The following is a 2545-nucleotide window of genomic DNA, read 5'->3' on the forward strand; positions in this document are numbered from 1 at the left end:
CGAGGCGCGGCGGCCGATCTTGTCCACGAGGCCGCCGGCGAACGGCGCGAAGCACATCGAGGCGAAGATGATGATCGACGACGTGCCGGGCGCGGTGGAGAACATGTGCAGGAAGTCCTGGAACGCGGCGTAGAAGAAGCCGGTGTTCCCGGAGTCGACCGTCAGCGGCAGCGCCCACTTCTCGTGGAAGAAGTCGGTGGAAAGGGCGGTGAAGGGGAAGATCGCCGAGTAGAAGGTCACGCAGAGCAGCACGACGAACCAGTACGAGGGACGGAACTTGGCGATGTCGGCGAGGACGATCTTGTCCCCCGCCTCGCCGTCCTCGAGCTGCAGCACCCGCCCGCCGTAGCGGTCCATGAAGTAGTAGACGATGTTGCCGGCGAAGCTCAGCACGCAAAGGCCCGCCGCGGCCCAGAGCGCCGTCTGCCAGCCCCAGCGGGAGGCCATCAGCTGCTCGGTGTTGAACGTGAACAGCGTTCCCAGCCGCGCGATCGCCAGCGTGATGCCGAAGGAGAGCGCGAGCTCCTTGCCGCGGAACCACCGGGCGAGGATCGCGTTCTGCGCCACGACGAGCGACTCGGAGCCGGCGCCGAAGATGAAGCGTCCGATGCAGGCCACGGTGACCGACGGCGCGAGGGCGACGATCGCCGCGCCGATCACGATCAGCGCGGAGAAGAGGAGGCTCGCGATGCGCGTCCCGATCTTGTCGATCAGCACGCCCCCGACGAAGACGGAGAGGACCGCGGCGACGCTGTAGATCGTGTAGAGCGAGCCGATCGACTCGCGCGTCGTCTGCCAGGCCTGGATGAGGTTCGGCGAGAGGGCCCCGATCGCGTCGTAGGCGAAGTAGCTGCCGAACGTCAGCAGCCCGGCGTAGATCAGGACCGTGAAGCGGAACGCCGGTCGGGCGGGATGGAAGAACGGGAGCGCGTGGTCGTTCATGCAGGGGGCCGTGCCGTCGCTCATCAAAAACCTCGATGCGGAAAAGCGGTCGTCGCCGGGCGGTCGCGGAGCGGGGTCAAAGCAGTCGGCGCGCGGCGTCCCGCGGCCGCGCGGGGTCGAACGAAACCAGCGCCAGCTCGGGGCCGTCGTGGGCCGCGCCGAACATCTCGGCGCCGCCGAGGCGGTCGCGCCACGCGCCCGTGATCCGCGCCGACTCGTGGACGTGCCCGTGCAGCGTCACCGCCGGCCCGCGGGCCTCGATGAACCGCCGCACGGCGATGCTTCCCACGTGCACGTCGAGCGGATGGTAGTCGATCATTTTACCGTCCAGCGCCGCGCGGTCGAGCGTCGTCTGGTAGGGCGGGGCGTGGAAGAGCCAGATCGAACGCGACTGGTCCTCGTCGCCGGCGATCCGCGCCAGATCCTTGGCGATCGTCGCCCAGCGGACGACGTGCGGTTCGACCGGAGTCGAACGCCACCCCTCCTCGGGCGACACGCAGCCGGCGCCGACGAAGCGCGACACGTCGTAGAGCTCCCAGTCCTTGAGGCCGAACGGCGTCGGCGGGACGATCGCGTAGCCCCGCACCGCGAACTGCCCGAACGGGACCGTGCGGTCGTGGACGTAGGTCAACAGGCCGCGCGTCTCGAGACGCCGCACGTCCTCCTCGTAGCTGCGCGGGTCGTCGTTGCCGAGGATCGCGAAGACGGGCGGGTAGGCGGCGCCGAGATCGCGCCGCAGCTCGGCCAGCCCGCCGCCGAGCAGCTCCTCGACGAAACGCTCGCCCGGCAGGTCGCCGACCGCGCCGAAGCCGGAGGGGAGCAGGTCGCCGCCGAGGAAGACCGCCGCGGGACGTTCGGCGCGGATCCGCGCGAACAGCTTGGCGTAGCGGCTCCGGTCGCCGTGGAGGTCCGAAGCGAAGAAGCAGGTCACGGACGCGGCGCCTCGCGCGGCTTGAGGATGACCCCCTCGCGCCGCTTGCCGTTCATGCGGATCGAGAGCGGCGCGGTGAGGCGGACGTGCCGGACGTACTCCCCGACCGTCACCGTCGGCTGCGCCGTCAGCCAGTCCCAGTCGACGAAGCCGTCCTTCGCCGAAGGATTGATGGTGAAGTATCCCACCTGGAACGACGTCAGGTTCTGGAAGAAGTGCGTGCCCTGCGACGGCGTCACGCGGAAGTCCTTGAAGCCGCTTTCGACGATCGCCCGCGCGCCGGCGATCTGGTCCCAGGTGACCGGCACGCCGAGCCACGGATCGGTCGAGCCCCAGCGGCCGACGCCGACGAGCACGTACGGGACGCGGTCGTCGAGGAGCCGCGCGTTGAGCCGCGCCACCTCCTGCGCCGCCTCGCGGCTGTGGGCGCGGTCGAAGCGGTCGCGGTCCACGACGACGAGATCGTAGATCCCGTCGATCCGCCCGTTGCCGAGCACGTTGGCGCAGCGGCAGACCGCGTCGGCGTCCTGGACGTCGGCGAAGTCGAGCTCCTCCCCTTCGTGCGACAGGGCGAGCGGGCGCATCTGCAGGAAGCCGAACTCCGGCGGCCGGCCCGAGCCGGGGCGGAGGTTCACCGCGAACTCCAGCTCCACCGGCCCGCCCATCCCCTCG

The 2545-nt window shown here is 70.3% G+C and carries 3 protein-coding genes; all 3 read right to left on the bottom strand.

What is annotated here, in order from left to right; genetic code table 11:
- Window positions 1-966, bottom strand: a 966-nt coding sequence (locus LLG88_16410; GenBank protein ID MCE5248491.1) for an MFS transporter, incomplete at its 3' end; no start/stop codon positions are given.
- Window positions 967-1018: 52 nt separating this feature from the next.
- Window positions 1019-1873 carry a metallophosphoesterase gene (locus LLG88_16415; GenBank protein MCE5248492.1) on the bottom strand — a complete coding sequence of 285 codons (855 nt, stop codon included), beginning with the start codon at window positions 1871-1873 and terminating at the stop codon, window positions 1019-1021.
- Window positions 1870-2545: histidine kinase (locus LLG88_16420; protein ID MCE5248493.1), on the bottom strand; the 676-nt coding region annotated here is incomplete at its 5' end. The genes LLG88_16420 and LLG88_16415, both read right to left, overlap by 4 nt.

The organism is bacterium, from assembly GCA_021372775.1.
Taxonomy (GTDB): Bacteria; Acidobacteriota; Polarisedimenticolia; order J045; family J045; genus JAJFTU01.